1 protein-coding gene is annotated in these 528 nt (G+C 40.6%); it reads left to right on the forward strand.

Features of this window, described 5'->3' with window-relative positions; all coding sequences use genetic code 11:
* Positions 1-212: DUF1080 domain-containing protein (locus FJQ58_RS32695; RefSeq protein WP_238403650.1), on the forward strand; the 212-nt coding region annotated here is incomplete at its 5' end.
* Between the last annotated feature and the right edge of the window lie 316 nt (positions 213-528).

The following is a 528-nucleotide window of genomic DNA, read 5'->3' on the forward strand; positions in this document are numbered from 1 at the left end:
CCAGTGAAACTGCACAGTTGGAAACTGGACGAAAGTATTCGATTAGAATTGTCGCAAAAGGCGGTAATATTCAAGTTTATCTAGGGGATGGTGCAAAACCCCTCATTAATTACACCGATCCTAATCCATTTTTGCATGGAAAGATAGGCATTCGTTCGGAACGATCTGCGGTGTCCTTCAGTGATTTGACAGTAAAGCCGCTAAAAAAATAATACAAAGCATAAGCAATAGGACTGGAGTGGGAATATGATTTATCCGTTACGAAATGAATATCCAAGACCACAGTTTGAACGATCATCCTGGCTTAATCTAAATGNGATAATAAATGGTTTGAGGGAAAGCAATTTGATCGCAAAATTCAAGTGCCGTTCTGCTATCAAAGTGAGCTGAGCGGCATTAATGAGAAGTCGTTCCATGATATCGTTTGGTATAGCAAAAATATCGAGCTTCCTTCTGAATATGCAGGCAAGCGAATCCTTATCCATTTCGGTGCAGTGGATTACGAAGCGAAAGTATGGGTAAACGGAC

It is taken from the genome of Paenibacillus paridis (assembly GCF_006345825.1).
Taxonomy (GTDB): Bacteria; Bacillota; Bacilli; order Paenibacillales; family Paenibacillaceae; genus Pristimantibacillus; species Pristimantibacillus paridis.